Annotated in this window: 20 protein-coding genes, 1 tRNA gene and 1 pseudogene; 15 read left to right on the forward strand and 7 right to left on the reverse strand. The window is 62.0% G+C overall.

Features of this window, described 5'->3' with window-relative positions:
* Positions 1 to 89 precede the first annotated feature (89 nt).
* Positions 90 to 791 (reverse strand): glutathione S-transferase family protein, encoded by a 702-nt coding sequence (locus tag NPS29_RS11905; RefSeq protein ID WP_274132750.1) that lies wholly within the window; start codon positions 789 to 791, stop codon positions 90 to 92.
* Positions 792 to 940: 149 nt separating this feature from the next.
* Between NPS29_RS11905 and NPS29_RS11910 the strand changes: the two genes are divergently transcribed.
* Together NPS29_RS11910 and NPS29_RS11915 are read left to right on the forward strand one after the other, a co-directional pair.
* Positions 941 to 1,573, forward strand: a complete 633-nt coding sequence (locus NPS29_RS11910; RefSeq protein WP_274132751.1) for a TetR/AcrR family transcriptional regulator — start codon at positions 941 to 943, stop codon at positions 1,571 to 1,573.
* Entirely contained in the window at positions 1,570 to 2,280 is a 711-nt protein-coding gene (locus NPS29_RS11915; protein ID WP_274132752.1) for a glutathione binding-like protein, read from the forward strand. The genes NPS29_RS11910 and NPS29_RS11915 overlap by 4 nt, the downstream gene beginning before the upstream one ends.
* A 60-nt stretch (positions 2,281 to 2,340) precedes the next feature.
* Here the strand turns inward: NPS29_RS11915 and NPS29_RS11920 are convergent, their stop codons facing one another.
* Positions 2,341 to 2,997 carry a class I SAM-dependent methyltransferase gene (locus tag NPS29_RS11920; protein ID WP_274132754.1) on the reverse strand — a complete coding sequence of 219 codons (657 nt, stop codon included), beginning with the start codon at positions 2,995 to 2,997 and terminating at the stop codon, positions 2,341 to 2,343.
* 267 nt (positions 2,998 to 3,264) lie between these two features.
* The gene (locus NPS29_RS11925) at positions 3,265 to 5,322 is read right to left on the reverse strand and encodes a methyl-accepting chemotaxis protein (RefSeq protein WP_274132756.1); all 2,058 of its coding nucleotides are present in this window, start codon (positions 5,320 to 5,322) and stop codon (positions 3,265 to 3,267) included.
* A 400-nt stretch (positions 5,323 to 5,722) separates the two neighbouring features.
* Between NPS29_RS11925 and NPS29_RS11930 the strand changes: the two genes are divergently transcribed.
* From NPS29_RS11930 to NPS29_RS11940, 3 genes are all read left to right on the forward strand, one after another.
* A tRNA-Met gene (locus NPS29_RS11930) sits at positions 5,723 to 5,799 on the forward strand.
* 140 nt (positions 5,800 to 5,939) lie between these two features.
* Positions 5,940 to 6,284, forward strand: coding sequence for a bacteriocin (locus NPS29_RS11935; RefSeq protein WP_274132758.1), 345 nt, complete (start codon positions 5,940 to 5,942; stop codon positions 6,282 to 6,284).
* Positions 6,285 to 6,355: 71 nt separating this feature from the next.
* A complete protein-coding gene (locus NPS29_RS11940; protein ID WP_274132759.1) occupies positions 6,356 to 7,060 on the forward strand; it encodes a hypothetical protein in 705 nt (234 codons plus the stop codon).
* A gap of 41 nt (positions 7,061 to 7,101) precedes the next feature.
* Here NPS29_RS11940 and NPS29_RS11945 read toward each other — a convergent pair whose 3' ends face one another.
* A complete protein-coding gene (locus tag NPS29_RS11945; RefSeq protein ID WP_274132797.1) occupies positions 7,102 to 7,350 on the reverse strand; it encodes a type II toxin-antitoxin system Phd/YefM family antitoxin in 249 nt (82 codons plus the stop codon).
* 184 nt (positions 7,351 to 7,534) lie between these two features.
* On the opposite strand from NPS29_RS11945, the gene NPS29_RS11950 reads away from it, so the two are divergent.
* Positions 7,535 to 9,115, forward strand: a complete 1,581-nt coding sequence (locus tag NPS29_RS11950; protein ID WP_274132761.1) for an aldehyde dehydrogenase (NADP(+)) — start codon at positions 7,535 to 7,537, stop codon at positions 9,113 to 9,115.
* 135 nt (positions 9,116 to 9,250) lie between these two features.
* Here NPS29_RS11950 and NPS29_RS11955 read toward each other — a convergent pair whose 3' ends face one another.
* On the reverse strand, positions 9,251 to 9,859 hold the full coding sequence (locus tag NPS29_RS11955; RefSeq protein WP_274132763.1) for a flavin reductase family protein: 609 nt from the start codon (positions 9,857 to 9,859) through the stop codon (positions 9,251 to 9,253).
* A gap of 320 nt (positions 9,860 to 10,179) precedes the next feature.
* Here NPS29_RS11955 and aztA point away from each other — a divergent pair, with 320 nt between their 5' ends.
* From aztA to NPS29_RS11970, 3 genes are read left to right on the forward strand one after another with little or no spacing between them, the layout of a single operon-like run.
* Positions 10,180 to 10,932 carry a zinc ABC transporter ATP-binding protein AztA gene (aztA, locus tag NPS29_RS11960; protein ID WP_274132764.1) on the forward strand — a complete coding sequence of 251 codons (753 nt, stop codon included), beginning with the start codon at positions 10,180 to 10,182 and terminating at the stop codon, positions 10,930 to 10,932.
* On the forward strand, positions 10,929 to 11,798 hold the full coding sequence (locus NPS29_RS11965) for a metal ABC transporter permease (RefSeq protein WP_274132766.1): 870 nt from the start codon (positions 10,929 to 10,931) through the stop codon (positions 11,796 to 11,798). The genes aztA and NPS29_RS11965 overlap by 4 nt, the downstream gene beginning before the upstream one ends.
* A gap of 26 nt (positions 11,799 to 11,824) precedes the next feature.
* Positions 11,825 to 12,712 carry a metal ABC transporter substrate-binding protein gene (locus NPS29_RS11970; protein WP_274132768.1) on the forward strand — a complete coding sequence of 296 codons (888 nt, stop codon included), beginning with the start codon at positions 11,825 to 11,827 and terminating at the stop codon, positions 12,710 to 12,712.
* 119 nt (positions 12,713 to 12,831) lie between these two features.
* Here NPS29_RS11970 and mdeB read toward each other — a convergent pair whose 3' ends face one another.
* The gene (mdeB, locus tag NPS29_RS11975; RefSeq protein WP_274132770.1) at positions 12,832 to 15,525 is read right to left on the reverse strand and encodes an alpha-ketoglutarate dehydrogenase; all 2,694 of its coding nucleotides are present in this window, start codon (positions 15,523 to 15,525) and stop codon (positions 12,832 to 12,834) included.
* 122 nt (positions 15,526 to 15,647) lie between these two features.
* Between mdeB and NPS29_RS11980 the strand changes: the two genes are divergently transcribed.
* The 5 genes and pseudogenes from NPS29_RS11980 to NPS29_RS11995 all read left to right on the forward strand — a co-directional run bounded on the left by NPS29_RS11980 (position 15,648) and on the right by NPS29_RS11995 (position 20,194).
* Positions 15,648 to 16,112 carry an Lrp/AsnC family transcriptional regulator gene (locus tag NPS29_RS11980; protein WP_274132772.1) on the forward strand — a complete coding sequence of 155 codons (465 nt, stop codon included), beginning with the start codon at positions 15,648 to 15,650 and terminating at the stop codon, positions 16,110 to 16,112.
* 87 nt (positions 16,113 to 16,199) lie between these two features.
* Positions 16,200 to 16,853: an HD domain-containing protein gene (locus NPS29_RS11985; protein ID WP_274132774.1), complete on the forward strand. Its 654-nt coding sequence runs from the start codon at positions 16,200 to 16,202 to the stop codon at positions 16,851 to 16,853.
* A 303-nt stretch (positions 16,854 to 17,156) separates the two neighbouring features.
* Positions 17,157 to 17,972, forward strand: a pseudogene (locus NPS29_RS28890) (MCP four helix bundle domain-containing protein); the annotation flags it as partial.
* A 108-nt stretch (positions 17,973 to 18,080) separates the two neighbouring features.
* Positions 18,081 to 18,830 carry a methyl-accepting chemotaxis protein gene (locus NPS29_RS28895; protein ID WP_400605220.1) on the forward strand — a complete coding sequence of 250 codons (750 nt, stop codon included), beginning with the start codon at positions 18,081 to 18,083 and terminating at the stop codon, positions 18,828 to 18,830.
* A gap of 194 nt (positions 18,831 to 19,024) precedes the next feature.
* Complete coding sequence (locus tag NPS29_RS11995; protein ID WP_274132776.1) at positions 19,025 to 20,194, forward strand: hypothetical protein; 1,170 nt, start codon at positions 19,025 to 19,027, stop codon at positions 20,192 to 20,194.
* Between the two features lie 199 nt (positions 20,195 to 20,393).
* Here the strand turns inward: NPS29_RS11995 and can are convergent, their stop codons facing one another.
* Complete coding sequence (gene can, locus NPS29_RS12000) at positions 20,394 to 21,035, reverse strand: carbonate dehydratase (protein WP_274132778.1); 642 nt, start codon at positions 21,033 to 21,035, stop codon at positions 20,394 to 20,396.
* Positions 21,036 to 21,185: 150 nt separating this feature from the next.
* On the opposite strand from can, the gene NPS29_RS12005 reads away from it, so the two are divergent.
* A complete protein-coding gene (locus tag NPS29_RS12005; protein WP_274132780.1) occupies positions 21,186 to 21,599 on the forward strand; it encodes a serine kinase/phosphatase in 414 nt (137 codons plus the stop codon).
* The last annotated feature ends 86 nt before the right edge of the window (positions 21,600 to 21,685 follow it).

A 21,685-nucleotide genomic window follows, 5' to 3' on the forward strand; every position in this document is an offset into this window, starting at 1 on the left:
GTTGGCAGGAGCTACGTTTTACACGCTTGGGACTTGCTCTGCATGGCTTCATGCCTTGCTTATGCGCGTCCGGCTCCTGCGCGTATGCGTTAGCCCTTCGGATAATTCGACGGAAACAACGCCCGCTTCGCCTGTTCATCCATGTCCTTCTTGAACGCCACCTCGCTCCCGACCTTGTTCGCCCTGGCCACAGCCGGGCGGGCGTTGATGGCGTGGAACCAGCGGGCAAGATTCGGGAAGTCTGCCAGCGCATCCTCGGCGCCTTTCATTACGCGCGGGGCGCGGATCAGCCAGCCCCATGCGCTGATGTCGGCGAGGGTGTACTGGTTGCCGACGATGTAGTCGCGGCCTGCCAGATGCTTGTCCAGCACCTCGTAATGGCGCTCGATTTCACGGCGATAGCGGTTCACGGCGTAGTCGTTGCCTTCGGGGGCTGCGTACTGGAAATGCACCGCTTGACCCGAGAACGGCCCAAGACCCGAGGCGATGAAGAACAGCCATGAGAGCAGCTCGGGTTTGTCTTCAGCTGCGCCCATGAACTGGCCGGTTTTTTCGCCCAGGTACAGGAGGATCGCCGTGGAGTCGAACACCCGCACGTCCTTGCCGCCGGGGCCGTCGGTGTCGACGATGGCCGGCACCTTGCCGTTGGGGTTGATGGCGCGAAACTCGGGCAGGTGCTGTTCGCCTTTGCTGGTATCCACCGGCACCAGTTCGTAGGCCAGGCCCGACTCTTCGAGGAAGAGCGCGACCTTGGCGGGATTGGGCGTAGGGTGGAAGTAGAAACGGATCATGGCGGTCATCTCGTACGGTAGGAAATGGGCAAAATCGCGAATGGCTGCGCTGCTCGAAAAAGCACCTTGCGTTTTAGAACAGTTGATCTAGATTAGGCGCAATGTGAAGCATGGCGCAACGTTTGTGTCAGCCAGGCAAGGAAATCAACGTGGCAAGACCAAGAGAATTCGACGAAGCCAGCGTGCTCGATGCGGCGATCCAGTGCTTCTGGGTCAAGGGTTTCGAGGCGACGTCGATGCGCGATCTGATCGACTGCATGGGCATCACCGGCGCCAGCCTGTACAACGCGTTTGGCGACAAGCGCGCGCTGTATCGCAAGGCGCTGGAGCACTACCTGCAGAACGGTCTGGGTGAACGTGTCGCCCGCCTTGAGGGCAGCCTGGCCCCGCGTGAGGCCATCGAGGCGTTTTTCGTCGAGATCATCGAGCGCTCCATCACTGACCCGCAGCAACGCGGTTGCCTGATGGTGAACTCGGCGCTTGAAGCCGCGCCGCACAATCCCGATGCCCAGGTGGTGGTGGATGAGTTTCTGGCGCAGGCACAGGCGTTCTTCCTGCGCTGCGTCAGGGCGGGCCAGGAGAACGGCACGATTTCGCGCTTTCAGGCCGACGAAGACCTGGCCAGCCTGTTGCTCAACACCTTGCTGGGCTTGCGCGTACTGGCGCGGGCCAAACCGCAGCGGCCCCTGCTGGAAAGCGTGGTCCGCCCGGTGCTGGCGCTGCTCGATGTACAGCTTGCGCCTGCTTCGCTTTCCTCACTTGTCATGGAGTCGCAGCGATGATCGAGCTCTACTACTGGCCAACACCCAATGGCCACAAAATCACCCTGTTTCTGGAAGAGGCTGGCCTGGACTACCGGATTCACCCGGTCGATATCAGCGCGGGTGATCAGTTCAAGCCTGAGTTCCTGGCGTTCTCGCCGAACAACCGGATGCCGGCGATCATCGACACCGCGCCTGCCGACGGCGGCGAGCCGATCAGCGTTTTCGAGTCGGGGGCGATCCTGTTGTACCTGGCGCAGAAGACTGGCCGGTTCATGCCAAGCGATGTGCGCGGTCAAAACACCGTGACCGAATGGCTCATGTGGCAGGTCGGCGGCCTTGGTCCGATGGCCGGCCAGAATCATCATTTTGGCGTCTATGCGCCGGAAAAACTGCCGTACGCCATCGACCGCTACGTGAACGAGACGAACCGCCTGTACGGCGTCCTGGATCGTCGCCTGCAAGGCCGCGACTTCATCACCGGGCAGGATTATTCGGTGGCGGACATGGCGTGCTATCCGTGGGTGGTGCCGTGGCAGCGCCAGCAGCAGAATCTGGATGACTTCCCGAACCTCAAGCGCTGGCTCAACGCGATCGCCGCTCGCCCGGCGACGATCCGCGCCTACGCCAAGGGTGAGACGGTTTCACAAAACCGCACCACCGTGACCGAGGAAGGCAAGAAGATCCTGTTCGGGCAAACCGCTGCCAGCGTGCAGAAAAAGGCCTAATGCAGCGCAGCCAGCCAGCGTCGCTTGCTCCCTGAGCGGCGCTGGCCGGGCCAAGCCTGTTCAGATAACCGGCTGGGCCGCCCGAAACAGCAGCACGCAGCCCTCGCGCTTGATGGTTACATCGCGAAAGTGCTCGCGCAGATGCCCTTCGAAACCGACCTGGGTGTCCTGGCGATTGCCGAAAATCCCCTTCTTGTTGTACACGGCCATCAGCTTGCGGCCGAAGGCGTTGTGCCCGGCCTCGTCCCCCAGAATCGTCGCACCGAACAGCACCCCGCCCGGCTGCAGGTTGTGCTTGAGGTTGGCGAAGATCTTCGCCTTGGCGTCCAGCGGGCCCGGCAGGCAATGCAGCAGGTAGAACAGGGAAATCGAATCGAAGCGCGGCTCGCCCGGGAGCGGCTGCATCACATCGTGCTGGATTGTGCGGGTGGTTGGGCGGTTGATCCGGCGCTTGGCCGCCTCCAGGCTGCTGGGGTTGAGATCGAGCAGGGTGACTTGCGTCTGGGAAGACAGCTGCGCCTTCGCCGGGTAGTAGCCGGTCCCGACGCCGATATCCAGATGACGCGGGCGCACGTTGGCGCGAAAAAACGGCAACAGCGTCGAACCGGTCGGGCAGCGCCAGGCGTAGCGATTGGAAATACCCAGCACCCACGCGTCGTACAGGGCCAGGGTCAGTGGAGAGTAAACCGCCGCACCGGCGGCGCTGCTGTCGGTCATGGGAAGCACCTTGCGAGTGATCGAATCAGTCGGCAATAAGACCGATGACCCGGATGCCTCGTCAAGGTTTTTTGTGTTCTTGTGAACCCGATCCCGTAGCAGCACGGCTTGCCGGCGGGCTGGTGCGAAGCGCCAGTAAACCCTGAGCACGCGATCTGCCTGATGCACCGGCGGCGTCTGGTTCTACTGGCGCTGCGCACCAGCCCGCCGGCAAGCCGTGCTGCTACAGGTTTGCGCCCCTGTCAGCCGTGCTGCTACGGGACTGGTTTATCCCAAATTGAAACGCGAGGTGTTGTCGCTCAGCGCCCGGCTGCCTTTGCTCAGCGTATCGGCTGCGTGGTTCACCGCCCGCGCGCCATCGAGCAGGCGCCCGGCGGCCTGATCCACCTGCTGGATGTTGCCGCTGACCTCATCGGCGGTCGCTGCCTGTTCTTCCACGGCGGTTGCGATCTGCGCCAGGGTATCGGTCACCACTTGCACCGCGCTGGCAATCTCCCCAAGTCGCTCACCCAAACCTGTGACCGACTGCGCATCGGTGACGGCCTGGCCGCACGCCGCCTCCATCAGGTTCACCGCCTGGCTCACGGTCGCGCGCAAACTGTCGACGGTTCCGGCGATCTGCGCGGTGGACGCCTGGGTGCGCTGCGAGAGGCTGCGCACTTCGTCGGCCACCACGGCAAAACCACGCCCCTGCTCCCCCGCCCGGGCCGCTTCGATAGCGGCGTTGAGCGCCAGCAGGTTGGTCTGTTCGGCGATGCCACGAATGCTGTCCACCACCGACTGAATCTGCTGGCCCTGCTCGCTGACCTTGCCCAGTGCGTCGGCGGTCTCGGTGAGTTTCTGATTGAGCTGCTGGATACTTGCCGTGGTGCGCTGGCTGTCGCGGCTGCTGTCCTGAGCAATGAGGCGGGTGCGCTGTGCGCTGCCGGACGCCTCTTCGCAACTCTTGGCGACGCCCATGGAAGTTGCCGCCAACTGGGTCGCCGCCGCCGCGATCTGGCTGATCTGTTGCTGCTGATCTTCCACTTCGTTGAGCGTGCTGCCCGATTGCGAGTTGAGGGTCTGCACCGCCGCGCCCAGCTGCTGAGTCTCGTGGTTGACGCCCAGCAGGCTGCTGCGCAACTGCACCACCGCAACGTTGAGGGCGGTGCTGATGGCTGCCAGCTCATCGCGGCCTTCTACCGCGACTTCCACGCACAGGTTGCCGTCACGCAGCGACTCGGCCAGGGTAGTGATGCCACTGGCGCTGCGCCGAATCGAGGTTTGCAGACACATGAACAGGTAGAGCGCAGCCAGCGCCAGAATGCCAAAGACCGCAGCGACGGGGATGAAGTGCCGGATCGCCTGATCGTGGTAGTGATCCAGACGGCTGTCCAGCGACATCAGCGAGCGGTTGCGCAGCGCGGCCAGCGCTTCGAGGGTGCCGTCGACGCTGCGTTCGAATGTGGCGGTATCCAGTTTGATAGTGCCACCGAAGACGCCGTCATCCAGCACCTTCAGCTCGCCGTCCAGACGCTGCAGGCTGTCGTTGTATTGCCGGCTCCAGTCTTCCATGCCCGGATAGGCCTTGGCCTGCAACGATGCCCCGGCCTTGACCAGTTGATCGCGCGCATCGCCGATGCGGCTGCGCAGGTCGCGCATCTGCAGGCGGCTCTGCAGCGAGAACTGCCCCGACGCCACCGATGACTGGCCGATACTGGCAGTGCGCGCCACGCGCTCAATCAGGTCCGGCGCCTGTTGGGTCGCCACTTGCATCAACTGATAGGTTTCAAGCCAGGGATCCAGGATCAGCCCGGTGTCCATGGCGATCTGTTCGCGCAGGCTTTGCAGTGCGGTCAGTGCCGCGGTGAAGCGGTCATAACCGTCAGGCCACCAGCCCACGGTGCGCAGCGCGTCGGAATCCATGCCTTTGACCGCCGCCTGCAACGCCTGGTAGCGCGCCAGGGTGTCGGCACCGGCGTTGTGCCGCCGCAGTTGCTCGCCAAGATCTGACAGTGTCTGGTTCAAAACAGGGCTGGCGGCATCCAGCGCTGCCATGGCGGCTTTGGCAGCCGGGGTCGGGTCGTGAAGGATGTCAGCGGCTTTCCAGCGAGAAGCGCGGTTGCGCTGGGCGGTCAACTGGTCATCCAGCGCGTTGAGCGCCAGCAGTTGCCGGGCGCCGGATTGCTCACCGGAAATCACCGCAAGCTTGCTGCGATAATCCTGGCCGATCATCCACAGGCTGCCCGCAAGCGGCAGCATGAATAGCAGGAACAGCACCTGAAACTTGCGCGCAAACCCCAAACGTCCGAGCAGACGGATACCTGGCGACAGAAGACTTTGCATGTCCGACTACTCCTCACGGACAACCCGCCACCGCAGCTTGTGACCACGACAGATGTTGCCTCACATTGTTACCGGCAAAATGCCATGTCTTTGTTTCGAAAACGATCACCGCCCGTCTACAGTGGCGCAGACAAACGAAGTGGCAGGCACGAAGCAAGAAACGGACCGATAGCAACAAGCCATCTAAATGGGCACGTGCGCGAATCCAGTGCAGCCGATACGCATCAAAGTGGGGCAAAACCACACAGAATGCACCGCAGGGCTGTCACCGCCATGGGGACGCAATGGGGCGCTGAAGGCAGGAATCGGAACGAAAACCCTAACCGATTGATCGCACGCATAAATTTTTTGAACAGACGCTTGACACATCCCCGATCTCAGAGAATAATGCGCGCCACTTGGCTACATAGCTCAGTTGGTTAGAGCATAGCATTCATAATGCTGGGGTCCGGGGTTCAAGTCCCTGTGTAGCCACCAAGTACCTCAACAAAGCCCGCCTCGTGCGGGCTTTGTTGTTTCTGGCTGTCTGATCCGTCCATCGTCCCGGCAGCCAGGCTGGCCCAGAGCCTTTAAGATATCCCTTCAAGATGCATTCCTTATCTACTGAGGTCGAGCTCATGCGTTTCACGATTCCTGCACTGGTTCTAGGTCTTCTGATTTCCCAAGGCGCAATGGCCGGCAGCACCAACACCGCCATTGGTGGTGGTCTGGGTGGCGCGCTGGGCAACGTGGTCGGTCAGCAAATGGGCGGTAGCACCGGTGCTGCGGTCGGCGCAGGCCTGGCAGGCGCTGCCGGCAGTGCGGTGGGCGCGAAGAAGGGCCACAAGACCCGCGCAGCCGTCGGCGGCGGCCTTGGCGGCGCTGCCGGTTCGGTAATCGGCAACAAGCTGGGTGGCAAGACGGGCGGCACCATCGGCGCAGGCCTGGGCGGCGCTGCAGGTGGTGCTCTGGGCGGTAAATAATTTACCCTCCCTTGCGAGACGCGCACCCTGGTTCGCGTCTCAAACCCCGTTAATGAAGCAATGGATGTTCAATGTCTGATTTTCGTAATGATGCAGCCCAGCCTGCCCAGTCTTCCAAGCAGGCCTACGAAGACGCCATCAATCTTTCACAGCACGTGCCCCAGGCCAAGACCATCAGCGAGATGGTGCTCGACGCCTTCCAGAGCGCCAAGGAAAGCGATCAGATTCGTGAGCTTCGCGCAGCCATCCGTCAGGCCCACGATCGTTTCGACGACGACCAGGCCTACGAACTGATGGGCCAGCTCAAACAGCTCAAGGACGCCGAAGCCGCCGACATGGCCGCGTTGGAAGACCTGAGCACGAAATTCCCGATCAGCCGGATCCTGTCCAGCTACAAGGAAGACCCAAGCTTCCAGGAACTGGTCTACAGCCTGGCATTGAAGGTCCTGAACCAGACCCATCAGGCCGTCAGCAACCCGAGCGGCGGCAAGAGCAAGGCCACACGGGCAAAGAAAGAAGCCGAAGTGTTCGTCATCAGCAAGGACGGCATCAGCGTCACCCTGCCCCTGCGCACCCCGCGCTCCAAAGCCAGCCTGGACCGCGAAGCCTTCGAATTCCTGGGCTTCTCGTTCATCGGCGAAGGCGATGAGGCAGAACTGCAAAGCGAAGTCTTCACGGACAACGAAGGCAACGAACAGCCTGCCACCCGCAAGAACATCGTGACAGCGATTGCCCAGCAGACGGCGTTTGCAGGGTATAGCGCGGTTCAGCAGTAAGGTTTCACATCCTGGGTGTTGCAGGTTCTGATCTGCAACACTCAACGCTTCTTCGCGACACTTACCGGCACCGGCACCTCGTGCGCGCGAGACTTGATCAACTCTGCCAGATCCAGATCGTCCAGCCGCTCCATCATTGCTTCAAAGACTTCGGTCGGCACCATGTAACCCATGACTCGGTTGTGGTTGAGCACCGCAATGGGCTGACCGTTTCCCCCCTTGAGTACCGCCGAAGGGTTTTTCTTTAGTTCGGACACGCTTACGGCGACATCAGCAAGAACACTTTGCATATTTAAGCCCTCAAAACAGGTCGTTATTTTGGACCTTTTATCCCTGCCCCACAATCCCCGCCCCTGTTGTTTCCAGTTTTCGCGCTCGCGTGCCCAGCGCCTGATGTAACCTCGACACCTGTCCACGGCATTGCAATACAACAGGCCGATAGTGGTCGTCATGGAAACAACGGGAGGTGTAGCGATGCAGATTCTTGGTGAAACGATCATCGGCCAACGTACCGCGCGCGGCCAGGGTGGCGAGGTGTTTGCCCTTGCGGCCGCCACCGGCGAGCAGTTGACCCCGGCCTTCGGCGCCAGCACGGTGGATGATGTGCAGGCGGCCTGTGAACTGGCAGAAGCCGCCTTCGACTCTTACCGACACTTGAGCGACGAGCAGCGGGCGAGTTTTCTCGATGCCATCGCACAAGGCCTGCTGGATCTTGGCGACACCCTGACCGAGCGTGTTCACCTGGAAAGCGGCCTGCCCAAGCCGCGCCTGGAGGGCGAGCGCATGCGCACCGTCAACCAGCTCAAGCTGTTCGCCAGCCTGTTGCGCGACGGTCGCTGGCACGGCGCGGTGCTTGACGGCGCCCTGCCGGATCGTCAGCCGCTGCCTCGCGCTGACCTGCGTCAGCGCCGCATCGGCGTCGGCCCGGTTGCAGTGTTCGGCGCCAGCAACTTCCCGCTGGCCTTTTCGGTGGCGGGTGGCGACACGGCCTCGGCGCTGGCGGCCGGTTGCCCGGTCATCGTCAAGGCTCACCCGGCGCACCTGGGCACCAGCGAGCTGGTTGGCAGAGTGATCCAGAAAGCCGCCGCCGACACTCGGATGCCGGACGGCGTGTTCTCGCTACTGATCGACAAGGACATCAGCGTCGGCCAGGCGCTAGTGAGCCACCCACGCATTCAGGCGGTAGGTTTTACCGGTTCGCGTCGCGGTGGCCTGGCGCTGGTCGCCGCAGCCCAAGCCCGCCCGGTGCCGATTCCGGTGTACGCCGAGATGAGCAGCATCAACCCGGTGTTCCTGTTGCCCGCTGCGCTGACGAGCCGCGCAGACAGCATCGCCCAGGGCTTTGTCGAGTCTCTGGTGCTGGGCGCCGGGCAGTTCTGCACCAACCCCGGCCTGTTGCTGGCGCTGGAAAGCGATGCGCTTGAGCGCTTCGTTTCGGCCGCCGCCAAGGCGCTGGCTGAAAAAACGCCGACCACCATGCTCACGCCGAACATTCACGGCGCCTACTGCAACGGCCTGAACAACCTGCATAAAGCCGCTGGCGTAACGCTGGTGGCCGAAGGTCGCGAAGCTGAAGGCTCGTTCCAGGCACGGGCCGCGTTCTTTCGCACCGACTCGGCGACCTTCCTCGCCAACCCGGCGCTGGAAGACGAGAACTTCGGCCCGAGCGCGCTGTTGATCGTGTGCAAGGATGTGGCGGACCTGCAGAAAGTCGCGGCCAGGTTCGACGGCCAGTTGACAGTCACCCTGCACTATGAGGAAGGCGACAAGACGATTGCCCAAGCGTTGATGCCGATTCTGGAGCGCAAGGCCGGGCGGATTCTGTTCAATGACTTCCCCACCGGTGTCGAGGTGAGTTACTCGATGGTCCACGGCGGGCCGTTCCCGGCGACATCGGACAGCCGCAGTACCTCGGTGGGTGCCACGGCCATCGACCGTTTCCTGCGTCCGGTGTGCTACCAGAACGTGCCGGATTCCCTGCTGCCGCCCGCGCTGCAACAAGGCAATCCGCTGCACACCTGGCGTCTGGTGGATGGTCAGCCGGTCAAGGATTGACCGCTCTCCTGTAGGAGCGCGCTTGCCCGCGACGGGGGCCTTGAAATCGCCCCCGCCGGCAAGCCGTGCTGCTACGGGTGGGGCGTCGCGCTTGCCGGCGTCAGCGAGCTTGAAACTGGCCCATAATCTGCGCTCTCAAGTCGCCGAGCGCTCCAGCACCCTGCCATCGACACTCTCCCCGATCACCAGAAAATGCCCGCCGGCCACGTGGTGCAAGGTGCGCAACTCATCAAACCCATCAAAATGCCAGCGCCCGTCCGAAAACACGCGCTCGTCCGCCCAGGCGGCGACCACCTCGCCGATGAACAGATCATACTGATTCTGGTTATGCGGCTCGGGCAGCAAGCGACACTCCAGCCAGGCCACACAGCCCTCCAGCAGCGGCGCCTCGACCACCTCACCGTCGAAGGTCGACAGGTTGTACGCCTTGAACTTGTCGAAGCCCTGCTCTCCGGAAATCTCCAGCCCCGAAGTCGAACCCACCGTCTCGACGATATCCACCTGGCTGACCGTCGGCACGTTGATCACGAAGGTCCCCGAGCCTTCCAGCAAGGTGCGCGTCCACACCGACTTGTCCAGCACCACCGTCACCTTGGGCGGCAGGAAGTCCAGTGGCATCGCCCACGCCGCCGCCATGATATTGCGCTGCCCTTCATGGGCGGCACTGACCAGCACCGTCGGCCCGTGATTGAGCAGGCGATAGCATTTGGCGAGGGGAACAGCGCGGCGATGGGAAGCGGACATGACGGATGATCCTGAGAAAAGAAAAACACATGCTCAGGAAACTACAGGGTTTGTCGCCCCGAGAAAACGCCGGGGCCACACCCACCAGCATTCTGTCGGCTTGCTGAACCAGCCCAAAATACCCCTTCCCTCACGCCGGAAAATAGTGATGTAATACTATAACAAAACATTTCAGGCACATTTACAGTGAAACCCGCACCCCGATTTTCCCCCAACATCGCTGCCTCCGCCCTTGCTCAATCGGCGGGCAGGCGGGTGCTGGTTTCGCTGGCCCTGATCGCGCTCCTGTGGGCGGGCATCGCGTGGGCGGTGGCAATCCCATGAGTGCCGCGATTGATCTACACGACCTGACCGTGACCTACGAGCGCCGGCCTGCGGTGCATCACGTCAGCGGGCGTTTCGCGGCGGGCAGCCTGACGGCGATTGTCGGGCCGAACGGCGCAGGCAAGTCGACGCTGATAAAGGCCATCGCCGGGACACTGAAACCTGCGGTGGGCCGTATCGACCGTGGCAGCCTGAAAACCCGGCACATCGGCTATCTCCCTCAAGCGGCGGAGATCGATCGCAGCTTTCCGCTGAGCGTGGCCGACACCGTGATGATGGGCGCCTGGCGCAGCATCGGCGCGTTTCGCGGCGCCACCCGTCAGCATGCCGAACAGGCGCGCCAGGCGTTATTGGCGGTAGGCCTTGAGGGCTTTGAACAACGCAGCATCAGTTCGCTGTCGTCGGGGCAGTTTCAGCGAGTGCTGTTCGCCCGCCTGCTGTTACAGGACGCTTCGGTGATCCTGCTCGATGAGCCGTTCAACGCCATTGACGCCCGCACCACGCGAGACCTGCTCAAGCTCATCAACACCTGGCACGGCCAGGGCCGCACCGTGATTGCCGTACTGCACGACATCGAGCAGGTTCGCCAGCACTTCCCCAGCACCCTGCTGCTGGCGCGGGAAACCATCGCCTGGGGCAACACCGCCGACATCCTTCACGCAGATAACCTGCGCCGCGCCAAGAACATGGCCGAGCACTGGAGCCCGGATGCTGCGGCCTGCGAAATCGACGAGGAAACCACGCTGTGACGCTCTATAGCCTGATGATTCAACCCTTCGTCGATTTCGGCTTCATGCGCCGCGCGCTGGTGGCCTGCCTGGCGCTGGGCATAGGTTCCGGCCCGGTCGGCGTGTTGCTGATGCTGCGCCGCATGAGCCTGGTGGGTGACGCCATGAGCCACGCGGTGCTGCCCGGCGCCGCCGTAGGCTTTCTGTTCGCCGGGTTGTCGCTGCCTGCGATGGGCTTTGGCGGGCTGATCGCCGGCCTTGCCGTAGCGTTGCTGTCGGGTCTGGTGAGCCGTTTCACCACCCTGCGCGAAGACGCAAGCTTTGCCAGTTTCTACCTGACCTCGCTCGCCGCCGGCGTGCTGATCGTGTCGCTGCACGGCTCCAACGTCGATCTGCTGCACGTGCTTTTCGGCACCATTCTGGCCATCGACGACCAGGCGATCTTCATGGTCGGCGCCATCGCTTCCTTCACCCTGGTGCTGTTGGCGCTGATTTACCGGCCACTGATTCTGGAGTGTTTCGACCCTGGCTTCCTGCGTGCCGTCGGTGGCCGCGGATCGCTGTATCACGTGCTGTTTCTGTTGCTGGTGGTGCTCAATCTGGTCGCAGGCTTCCAGGCATTGGGCACGCTGATGGCCGTGGGCATGATGATGCTGCCCGCCACCGTGGCGCGCTTCTGGGCGACGTCCCTGACCGGCATGATCGTGATTTCCACGGTAGTGGCTACCCTGTCCGGCTTCATCGGGTTGATCGTGTCCTACCACGCCAGCGTCGCCTCGGGCCCGGCCATCGTCCTGACTGCCAGCGCCTTCTACCTGTCCTCCCTGTTCTTTGGACGCAGCGGTTTTCTGCACCGCCTGTTTCCGAGGGCTCACCTGTCCGGCTGATCGTTCTCCCACCTCAAGGAAATCACATGAAACGTTTGACGCTTCTGACCGCCGCACTGGCGCTGTCGGGCCTGGCCAACTTCGCCCAGGCGAAACCCGTGGAAACCGTTGCCTCCTTCACCGTTATTGCCGACATGGTGCAGAACGTCGGCGGCGATCACGTCCACGTGACCTCGCTGATCGGTCCCAATGGCGACCCCCACGTGTACGAGCCGACACCCAACGACGCCCAGGCCCTGAAAAAGGCCGACGTGGTATTCGTCAGCGGGCTGCATCTGGAAGGCTGGCTTGGCCGGCTCATCACGGCATCTGGCTACAAGGGTGAACCGGTGGTGCTGTCCAACGGCATCATGACCCGCAGCATGGAAGAAGACGGCGAGAAGATCACCGATCCTCACGCCTGGAACAGCGCGGTAAACGGCATCGTCTACGTCAGAAATATCATCAAGGCCCTGCAGAAAGCTGACCCGGAGCACGCTGCCGACTACAAGGCCAACGGTGAGAAATACATCGTCCAGTTGCAGGACATGGACGCCTACGCCCGCGCGCAGATCAACGCCATCCCCGCCCCACAGCGCAAAGTGCTGACGTCCCACGACGCGTTCGGCTATTTCGGCGACGCCTATGGGGTGACCTTTCTCTCGCCCCTGGGCTTTTCCACCGAAACCGAGGCTTCGGCTGCCGATGTCGGCAAGCTGATTACCCAGATCAAACAGGAGCACGTCAGCGCATACTTCTTCGAAAACTCCAGCGACCCGCGCCTGGTGCAGCAGATCGCCAATGCCAGCGGCGCGCACCCGGGTGGCGAGTTGTATGTGGAATCGCTGTCGCCCGCCAACGGCCCGGCGGCTACCTACGTGAAGATGTTTCGCTACAACGTGGACAAGATGACGGCAGCGATGAAGGGGCTGTGAATACATTTTTTTGAACAACCAGGAACCGTAGCAGCACGGCTTGCCGGCGGGAGCGGTCTGTCTGTGACGAATGCGCCGTCTGACACACCGCCCCGCCGGCAAGCCGTGCAGCTACGGACTTACTGCGCCCAGGGAGCCTCGTCGGCGACCTCAATCCCGTACCGCTCGATCACCTGGGCCGCCATTTGCGCAGGCACCTTGCCCACGCGGATTTGCGCCGTCACCGCCGCCAGCACGATGTGATAGCGATCCACCTCGAAGAAACCGCGCAACCTGGCGCGGGTGTCGCTGCGGCCAAAACCATCGGTGCCCAGCACCGTGTAATCACTGCTCACATATGCGGCGATCAACTGCGGCAGCGCCCGCACGTAATCAGACACCGCAATCACCGGCGCGCCTGTTGGCAGGCATTGTTCAAGATGGCTGACCCGCTTGGCATCCTCCGGGTGCAGCCGGTTCCAGCGTTCCACCTCACGGGCCTCGCGTTCAAGTTCGGTGAAGCTGGTGACACTGAACACCTCGCTTTCAATCTGCCAGTCCTGCGCCAGCAGCTCGGCGGCGGCAATCGCCTCACGCAGAAGGGTGCCGGCCCCCAGCAAACGCACCCGGCCCCGGGCCTCGTCCAGCCGATGCTCGGCGAACCGGTACAGGCCACGAATCACCGACGCCTCCACACCTTCGGGCAATGAAGGCTGTGTATAATTTTCGTTCATCACCGTGACGTAGTAGAACTCATCGACATCCCGCTCCAGCATCTCCCGCATGCCGTGGTCGAGGATCACCGCAAGCTCACCGGCAAACGCCGGATCGTAGGCCCGGCAATTGGGCACGGTCGATGCGATCAGATGACTTGCACCGTCCTGATGCTGCAACCCCTCGCCACCCAAAGTGGTGCGGCCAGCCGTTGCGCCCAGCAGAAACCCGCGGGCACGCTGGTCGGCCGCAGCCCAGATCAGATCGCCGACACGCTGGAAACCAAACATCGAGTAGTAAATGTAGAACGGCAACATGCGCAGGCCATGGGCCGAGTAACTGGTTGCCGCCGCCACCCATGAACTGATTGCCCCCGCTTCGCTGATGCCCTCTTCCAGAATCTGGCCGTTGGTGGCTTCGCGATAGCTGAGGATCGAACCGATGTCTTCGGGCTCATAGCGCTGGCCGACACTGGAGTAGATGCCGATCTGCTTGAACAGGTTGGCCATGCCGAAGGTGCGCGCCTCATCCGCGACGATGGGCACCACCCGCGGGCCGAGTTGCTTGTCCTTGAGCAGGTTGCCGAGCAGCCGCACGAAGGCCATGGTGGTCGACATTTCCTTGCCGTCCGCCTGGGTGGCGAAGCTTGCGTAGCCCTCGCGAGGCGGCACGGCGACAGGTTCTGCCACACTGCAACGACTCGGCACGGAGCCGCCCAGCGCCTGGCGCCGCTGCTGCAGGTAGCGCATTTCCGCGCTGTTGGCCTGGGGTTTGAGGAAGCTCAGGTTTTCTGTCTGCTCATCTGTCAGTGGCAGATGAAAACGGTTACGAAAGTTGATGAGCGCCTCGCGGTCCAGCTTCTTCTGCTGGTGGGTGGTCATCTTGCCCTGCCCCGCCTCGCCCATGCCGAAACCCTTTTTGGTCTGGGCCAGAATCACCGTTGGCCGGCCTTTGTGCTCACTCGCCGCCTTGTACGCCGCGAAGATTTTCACCAGGTCGTGGCCGCCGCGCTTGAGGCGGTCGATCTGCTCGTCGGTAAGGCCTTCGGCGAGTTTCTTCAAGGCATCGTTCTGCCCGAAAAAGTGCTCACGATTGTAGCTGCCGTCTTTTGCCGCGAAGGTCTGGAACTGGCCGTCGACGGTCTGCGACAACGCCCGAACCAGCGAGCCATCCGAATCGCGGGCGAACAACGGGTCCCAGTCAGAACCCCAGACCAGCTTGATGACATTCCAGCCCGCGCCACTGAACAGCGCTTCAAGCTCGTCGATGATCCGGCCATTGCCACGCACCGGCCCGTCGAGCCGCTGAAGGTTGCAGTTGACCACCCAGGTCAGGTTATCGAGCCCTTCCCGCGCGGCCAGGGTCAGCGCCGACATGCTCTCCGGCTCATCCATCTCGCCATCGCCGAACACACCCCACACATGGCGGGCGGCGGTGCTTTGCAATCCGCGATGTTGCAGGTAACGCATGAACCGCGCCTGATAAATCGAGCTGATCGGGCCGATGCCCATGGAGCCTGTGGGAAATTGCCAGAAATCCTGCATCAGCCAGGGGTGTGGATAACTCGACAGCCCACGGGCTCCTATGCGCGGACCTCCGATTTCCTGACGATAGTGCGCCAGGTCCTCTTCGCTCAAACGCCCTTCGAGAAACGCCCGCGCATAGATCCCCGGCGCCGAATGGGGCTGATAGAACACCAGGTCACCACCCTGATCCGAATTGCGGGCGCGGAAAAAATGATTGAAGCCCACCTCGAACAGGTCAGCGGCGCTGGCGTAGCTGGCGATATGCCCGCCCAGTTCGCCATAGGCCTGATTGGCGCGCACCACCATCGCCAGCGCGTTCCAGCGCATCAGCGAGGCCAGACGCTCTTCGATGGCCAGGTCTCCGGGAAACATTGGCTGCTGGTCGACACCGATGGTGTTGATATAGGGCGTGCCGTGGGAAGGCTGCCAACCGATGCCGGGATCGCGGGCCAGGCTGGCCAGCATGTCGAGGATTTCACGTGCGCGCTCGGCACCCGCGTTGTCGAGCACCGACATCAGGGCATCTCGCCACTCGTTCAATTCCAATTGATCGTCATGGCTGCGCACGCTGGCCGCCGAATCGAAATGGCTCATAGACACCTCCCGTTGAATAAGGAAAAGTCTATGCTCGTGCCTGCAGATTTAATGACCGATCTGCAGGGCCGCAAGCATGATCGTCAGCATAAAAAACTCAATAAATGGCAGATTGAAGCACGATGAACTTCGACAGCATTGACCTGAAAATCCTTCGTGAACTGCAACGCGACAGCAGCCTGTCCAACGTCGAACTGGCCAGGCGCGTGCATCTCTCGCCCTCTCCGTGCCTGGCGCGGGTCAAGGCACTAGAGGCCAGCGGCTGCATCCGCGAATACGTCGCCCTGCTCGCGCCAGAACACCTGGGCCTGCGCCTGAACGTGTTCATTTCCATCAGCCTCAAGGAACAGAGCCGCGAGGCGCTGCAGAACTTCGAGCGCCGCGTGTGCGAATGTGAAGAGGTGATGGAGTGCTACCTGATGACAGGCGATGCCGATTACCTGCTGCGCGTGGTGATGGCGGATATGCAGGCGCTGGAGCATTTCATCATCGAACGCCTGTCGCCGATGCCGGAGGTGGAGAAAATCCGTTCCAGCCTTTCACTCAAGCAGGTGCGCTACAAGACTGCGCTGCCGCTCAGGCCATGAGGACCTTCGGGCGCGGTTGCGGGTCAATCCTGTAAGCTGGCGGCCATTCGAGCATTGTCTGCGCCCGCCTGCACTAAAGGAGCCTCGATGACTGCCCTTTGCTTCGCGCCGTTTCAAGACCTGGCCAACCGGCTTATCCCGCACACTGTGGCCGAACGCGCCGATGGCTCCCACGACGTTTCGCACCTGCATCGGGTGTGGAGCAATGTCTGCGCTATCCGCGACAAGGAAGGCGGCGACCACCAGATCCTGCTGGCCGCCACGCTGCTGCACGACTGCGTCGCCGTGGAAAAGAACTCCCCATTCCGAGCCAGCGCCTCGCGCCTGGCCGCCGCCAAGGCCAGCGAATTACTGGCCGAAATGGGTTGGGACGAAGAACGCACCCAGGCCGTGGCCCACGCCATCGAAGCCCACAGCTACTCCGCAAACATCACGCCCACCACCCTTGAAGCGAAAATCCTCCAGGACGCCGACCGCCTCGACGCCATCGGCATGGTCGGCGTCGCCCGGCTGTTCTACGTCTCAGGCCGCATGGGCAGCCACCTCTACGACCCCGCCGACCCACAATCCCTGCGCCGCGAACTGGACGACAAACGCTTTGCCGTCGATCACTTCACCACCAAGATCTTCACCCTGGCCCAAGGCTTTCAGACCCGACCCGGCCGCGAAATGGCACAGGTCAGGCATGAGCGGGCGAAGCGGTTCTTGCGGGAGTTTATGGAGGAGATTGGGATTGGGTAATGGGTGTGCAACCGTCAGGCTGTCCACGTTCTATCAGCTCTTCACCCTGGTATTTATCAGCCCGCTCAAAGAACGATTCCGACAGTTCGGGGGCATCGTCTGGATCAATCCATTCAGTCCCGGTTGAGGGATCCCTCGCGTCCATACGCTTTCCTCATGTAAATGACGCTCTAGAGTACCGTTCATCGCCCTGCCGTCAAATTACAACAAATCTGCAACATTTCTCGCCCGATGTCACAAAGACATCATGGAACCTCTCTATAACGGGGTCTCCGATGTATTCCTCACTGGGGATTGGTGGCTGTGAAAAGGTTATTGCGTGGATTGTTCCGTCCTTCGTCAAAGCCCGCGTTTCTGCGGCGCTTCCGGATTGCCCAGCGGCTGGTGCTGTGTTTCGGGGTGACGGCACTTCTGTTGGTCGCCCTTGGGGTGTTCAGCCTGCTGCAGATGCAGAGCATTCGTGCCCAGGGTGAAGCGGTCGAGAGCGGGGCGATGCCCAGTATCGCCATGGCCGACGCCATCGCCATTGACCTGATCAAGTTGCGTGGCGAAAGCGCCCGCCTGATTGCCAACGCCGATGACCCCAGCGCCGTGGTCACCAGCAAGATCAACGTCGAGCAGCTGAAAAACGAAGTCGAAAAAGGTTTCAGCGACTACCTCGCCCACTCTACCGACAACACCGAGCGCGACTCAATCAAGGCCCTGCAGGACGCCTATAAAGCTTTCATGCCGGGGTTGCATGATGAGATCGCATTGATCGAACAGCGCAAACTCGATGACGCGCGGATGCTGCTCAACACTACGCTGAGCCTGCAGGGCGACCTGATGGACATGCAGGTGCAGTTGCTGCGTGAACTCAACAAACAAAGCGCCGCCGCCGCCGTGGACGGGGCCGGCAGCCGGTTCCAGCAGACGCGCATCATCGCGGTCAGTGCCATCGTCGTGGCCCTGGTGCTGACCTTGCTGCTGGCCTGGCGCCTGAGCGTGAGCATCATTCGCCCGCTGCGTCAGTCGCTGCAGATCGCCAGCACCATTGCTGAAGGCGACCTGAGCCCGCAGCCGATTCCCGAAGGCCGCGATGAAACCGCGCAGCTGTTGAAGATGCTGGGCCAGATGCGCGGCAACCTGCACGGCACCATCGATCAGATCTATGCCGCTGCCAGCCAGTTGAGCCAGTCGGTCCAGGAAATGGGTGCGATTGCCGAGGCCAGCGCGAAAAACCTGCAGATGCAGAACGATGAAATCGAGCAAGCAGCGGTGGCCGTGAATCAGATGAGCCAGGCAGCGGTGGAAGTGGCGGACAACGCCAGCAACACGTCCACCGAATCGAAGGCGTCGAACGAGGCCGCCGCCGAAGGCCGCCTGCGCCTGACCGGCACCATCGACTCGATCAAGGAACTGACCGACAACGTGCTGGATTCCTCGCACCAGGCCGATGGGCTGGCCGAGCGGACGTTGAGCATCAGCAAGATTCTGGAAGTGATTCGCGCCATCGCCAACCAGACCAACCTGCTGGCCCTCAATGCGGCCATCGAGGCGGCGCGGGCTGGCGAGGCGGGTCGCGGATTCGCCGTGGTGGCTGATGAGGTGCGCTCGCTGGCACAGCGTACCAGCGCATCGACCACCGAGATCGAAAGCCTGATCAACGATGTGCAGAAGAGCACCCAGGAGACCGCTGAAACGCTGCGGGTGACGGCCTCCCAGGCGAGCATGACCCTGGAGCAGGCAGCCGCCACCAGCCAGGCGCTGACGGTCATCATCAGCTCGACTTCGACCATCAGCGACCGCAACATGCTGATCGCCAGTGCCGCCGAGCAACAGGCCCAGGTCGCCAACGAGGTGGACCGCAACCTGAGCAGCATTCGCGACCTGTCGACCCAGTCGGCGTCCGGTGCGCAGCAGACCACCGTGGCCAGTAACGCCCTCGCAATGCTGGCGACGGATCTGAACTCGATGGTGCAGAGGTTTGTGCTCTAACACCTTGTAGGAGCGCGCTTGCCCGCGATGCAGTGTGCCTGTACCAACTGAAGTAGCTGACACACCGCCATCGCGGGCAAGCGCGCTCCTACAGAAATGCGGTTTTATGTTGCCGGGCCATTTTCGGTCATGCCCCTTGTGTTTCATTATTGAGACGCACCCAATCGGGTGCCGACAACAACAAGGACATGAGCATGAAGAAAACCGCTGCACTGAGCGTCGCCCTGACTGCGCTCACCCTGACCCTCACCGCCCACGCTGACGTCGACGTCAAGCTGGGCAGCAAGGAACGCGTCACCCGCCTCTTCGCCTACCCCAACAACTGCAACGTGATCTGCTTTCGCGACTGGACGCTGGAGCAGACCGTCGAGCACTACCTCAAGCAAAGCGTCCAGCGCGACGGTTACAGCAGTGCTCAGGTGCGCGTGGTCAATGACAACGACCAGCTTCACGCGACGATCACTGGCGTTCCCGACGGCTACGACAAGCCGCTGACCAGCCTGCTGGACGCGGGGGACCTCGCGTACTCCGGTGCGCGGAAGCTCAATGCCGATGGCAAGTTTGCCTACAACTGGTACCTGTTCCTGCCGCTGGGCATGGCACTGGAAAATCGCAAGAGCGTCGAACTGCTGCACTTCCCGCCGGATTACTCACTGACTCAGGCCCAGGATTACCTGCGCTCGGCTACCAGCGACCGTTGGGCGGCGCTGCTGACCGACAACGGCATTCCCGCCGACCAGACGCCCGCATTCCAGACCATCATCGACATCGCCCCGATTGCCGCACCTTCCAATGCCGGCAAGGATCTGGAAGGCGTGTACGGCTACTTCAACGATTACCAGACCACCATGGTCAAGCAGGTCAGCCAGAGTTCGACAGGCACTTCGCTGCCCATGGTGGCCTTTGGTGCGCCGGTGCGTAGCTGGATCAAGGAACAGTACAAGGTCGAGGTGCCCGTTTTGGGCCTGGCGACCATCAGCCCGGCGGCTGGGCAGAAGGTATCGGTGATCGGCTCCAACCACCCGAGCTATATCTGGTATGCGGCGGACAAGAGCAACTACGGGGGCGATCAGACCAAGGCGGATGAGGCTGGCTTGAAGGTGATGGGGCAGGATTTGAGCGCCGCGTGCTGGCAGGCTGGCATGGGGCAGAAGCCTGAAAGCGACGGGGCCGCATTGCTCAAAAAGTGCACAACCCAATGGCAAGTCACGGACAAGGTCCAGACCTGCAAGCTGTTCTACACCTCGGTGAGGAAGCTCACCCCAGACCAGGCGGCGGCGAAATGCCGGACCGGGTCGGTAGGTCGGCAGCTGGATCAACTGCGCAAGCCATTGCCGCGGATGACCAGGAATCCTGCTGCGTAACGACGCCTGTCGTAACAAGGCTTGCCTGCGCGGGCGATCTTGAAAATGTCCCCGCCGGCAAGCCGTGCTGCTACGGATTCGAGTTCTGACTCAAATGTTGCGCCACCCCCAATACACGTAGCAGCACGGCTTGCCGGCGGGGGCGGCCGCAAGATCGCCACCGCTGGCAAGCCATGCTGCTACGAAGGGCGGCGTGCGATCACTCGCCCAGCGGGCGCAGGCGGTATTGGGGTGGCAGCTGCTCGAAACCGCTGATGGTGGTGTCGAGACTCTTCCAGCGGCCGTCCTTGATGCCGTAGATGCACCCGTGCACCGACAGCTTCTGCCCGCGATGCCAGGCGTTCTGAACGATGCTGGTATGGGCGACGTTGGCCACCTGCTGAATCACGTTCAGCTCGCACATGCGGTCGACGCGTTCTTCCTCGGTCGGCAGCGTGGCCAGCGCCTGGCGGTTTTCGTAATACAGATCGCGAATGCTGCGCAGCCAGCCGTCGATCAGGCCGAACTGGCGATCCTGCATCGAGGCACGTACGCCGCCGCAGCCATAGTGGCCGGTGACCAGGATGTGTTTGACCTTGAGTACATCGACCGCGTACTGGATCACCGACAGACAGTTAAGGTCAGTGTGCAGCACCACATTGGCGACGTTGCGATGGACGAACAGGTCGCCCGGCAGCATGCCGACGATTTCATTGGCCGGGACACGGGCGTCCGAACAACCGATCCAGAGGTATTCCGGGGTCTGCTGACGAGCCAGTTTGGCGAAGAACTCAGGGTCCTCTTCCTTGATGGCGGCAGCCCAACGTTCATTATTATCGATCAGATCTTGTAATTCGTTCATGCGTTGATGCCTCGGAAATGATGCTCAGCTATGACTTGTGCCTGGGATGGCGGGTCACGTCCATTTGCCACGACCGGTGGGCAAACAGAGGGAATCTTCATTACGGCCCCCGGTCCACCTCATTGAGACCGCTCACTTTGAGGATTTGTCATGAACGATTCACGCCGCCCTTTCGGTGCCACCCAGCCCGAACCCATCGATGATAATGAAGACCGCATGGGCTCGATGGAAGAACTCAACTTCAATGACAACAACGAGCCCAGTGGTCGCATCGGTGACACGATTCCTGCCGACGAGCTGGAAAACTACATTCCCGAGGAACGCGTGCGTGAGGCAGGGATGACCGGGGCGTCTACGGACGATCACAATCCCACCGACGACGACATGAGCCCGGAAAACCTGATCCCCGAGGACGGCGCGCGCTCGGCCCGTGAAGCCGGAGAAGGCGGCCCGGCAGACTTTGATCTGAGTATCGTCGATGAAGAGGACATCGGCGGCGGCGACGGCCTGGATGAAGAAGAGATGGCCATCCTCGATCCATTGGATGGCAAGCCAGGCGTTTAACCCTGTAGCAGCACGGCTTGCCGGCGGGGCGGTGTGTCTGGGATGAAGATGTCGACTGACACACCGCCCCCGCCGGCAAGCCGCGC

Source organism: Pseudomonas putida, from assembly GCF_028682175.1.
GTDB classification, from domain to species: Bacteria; Pseudomonadota; Gammaproteobacteria; order Pseudomonadales; family Pseudomonadaceae; genus Aquipseudomonas; species Aquipseudomonas putida_AD.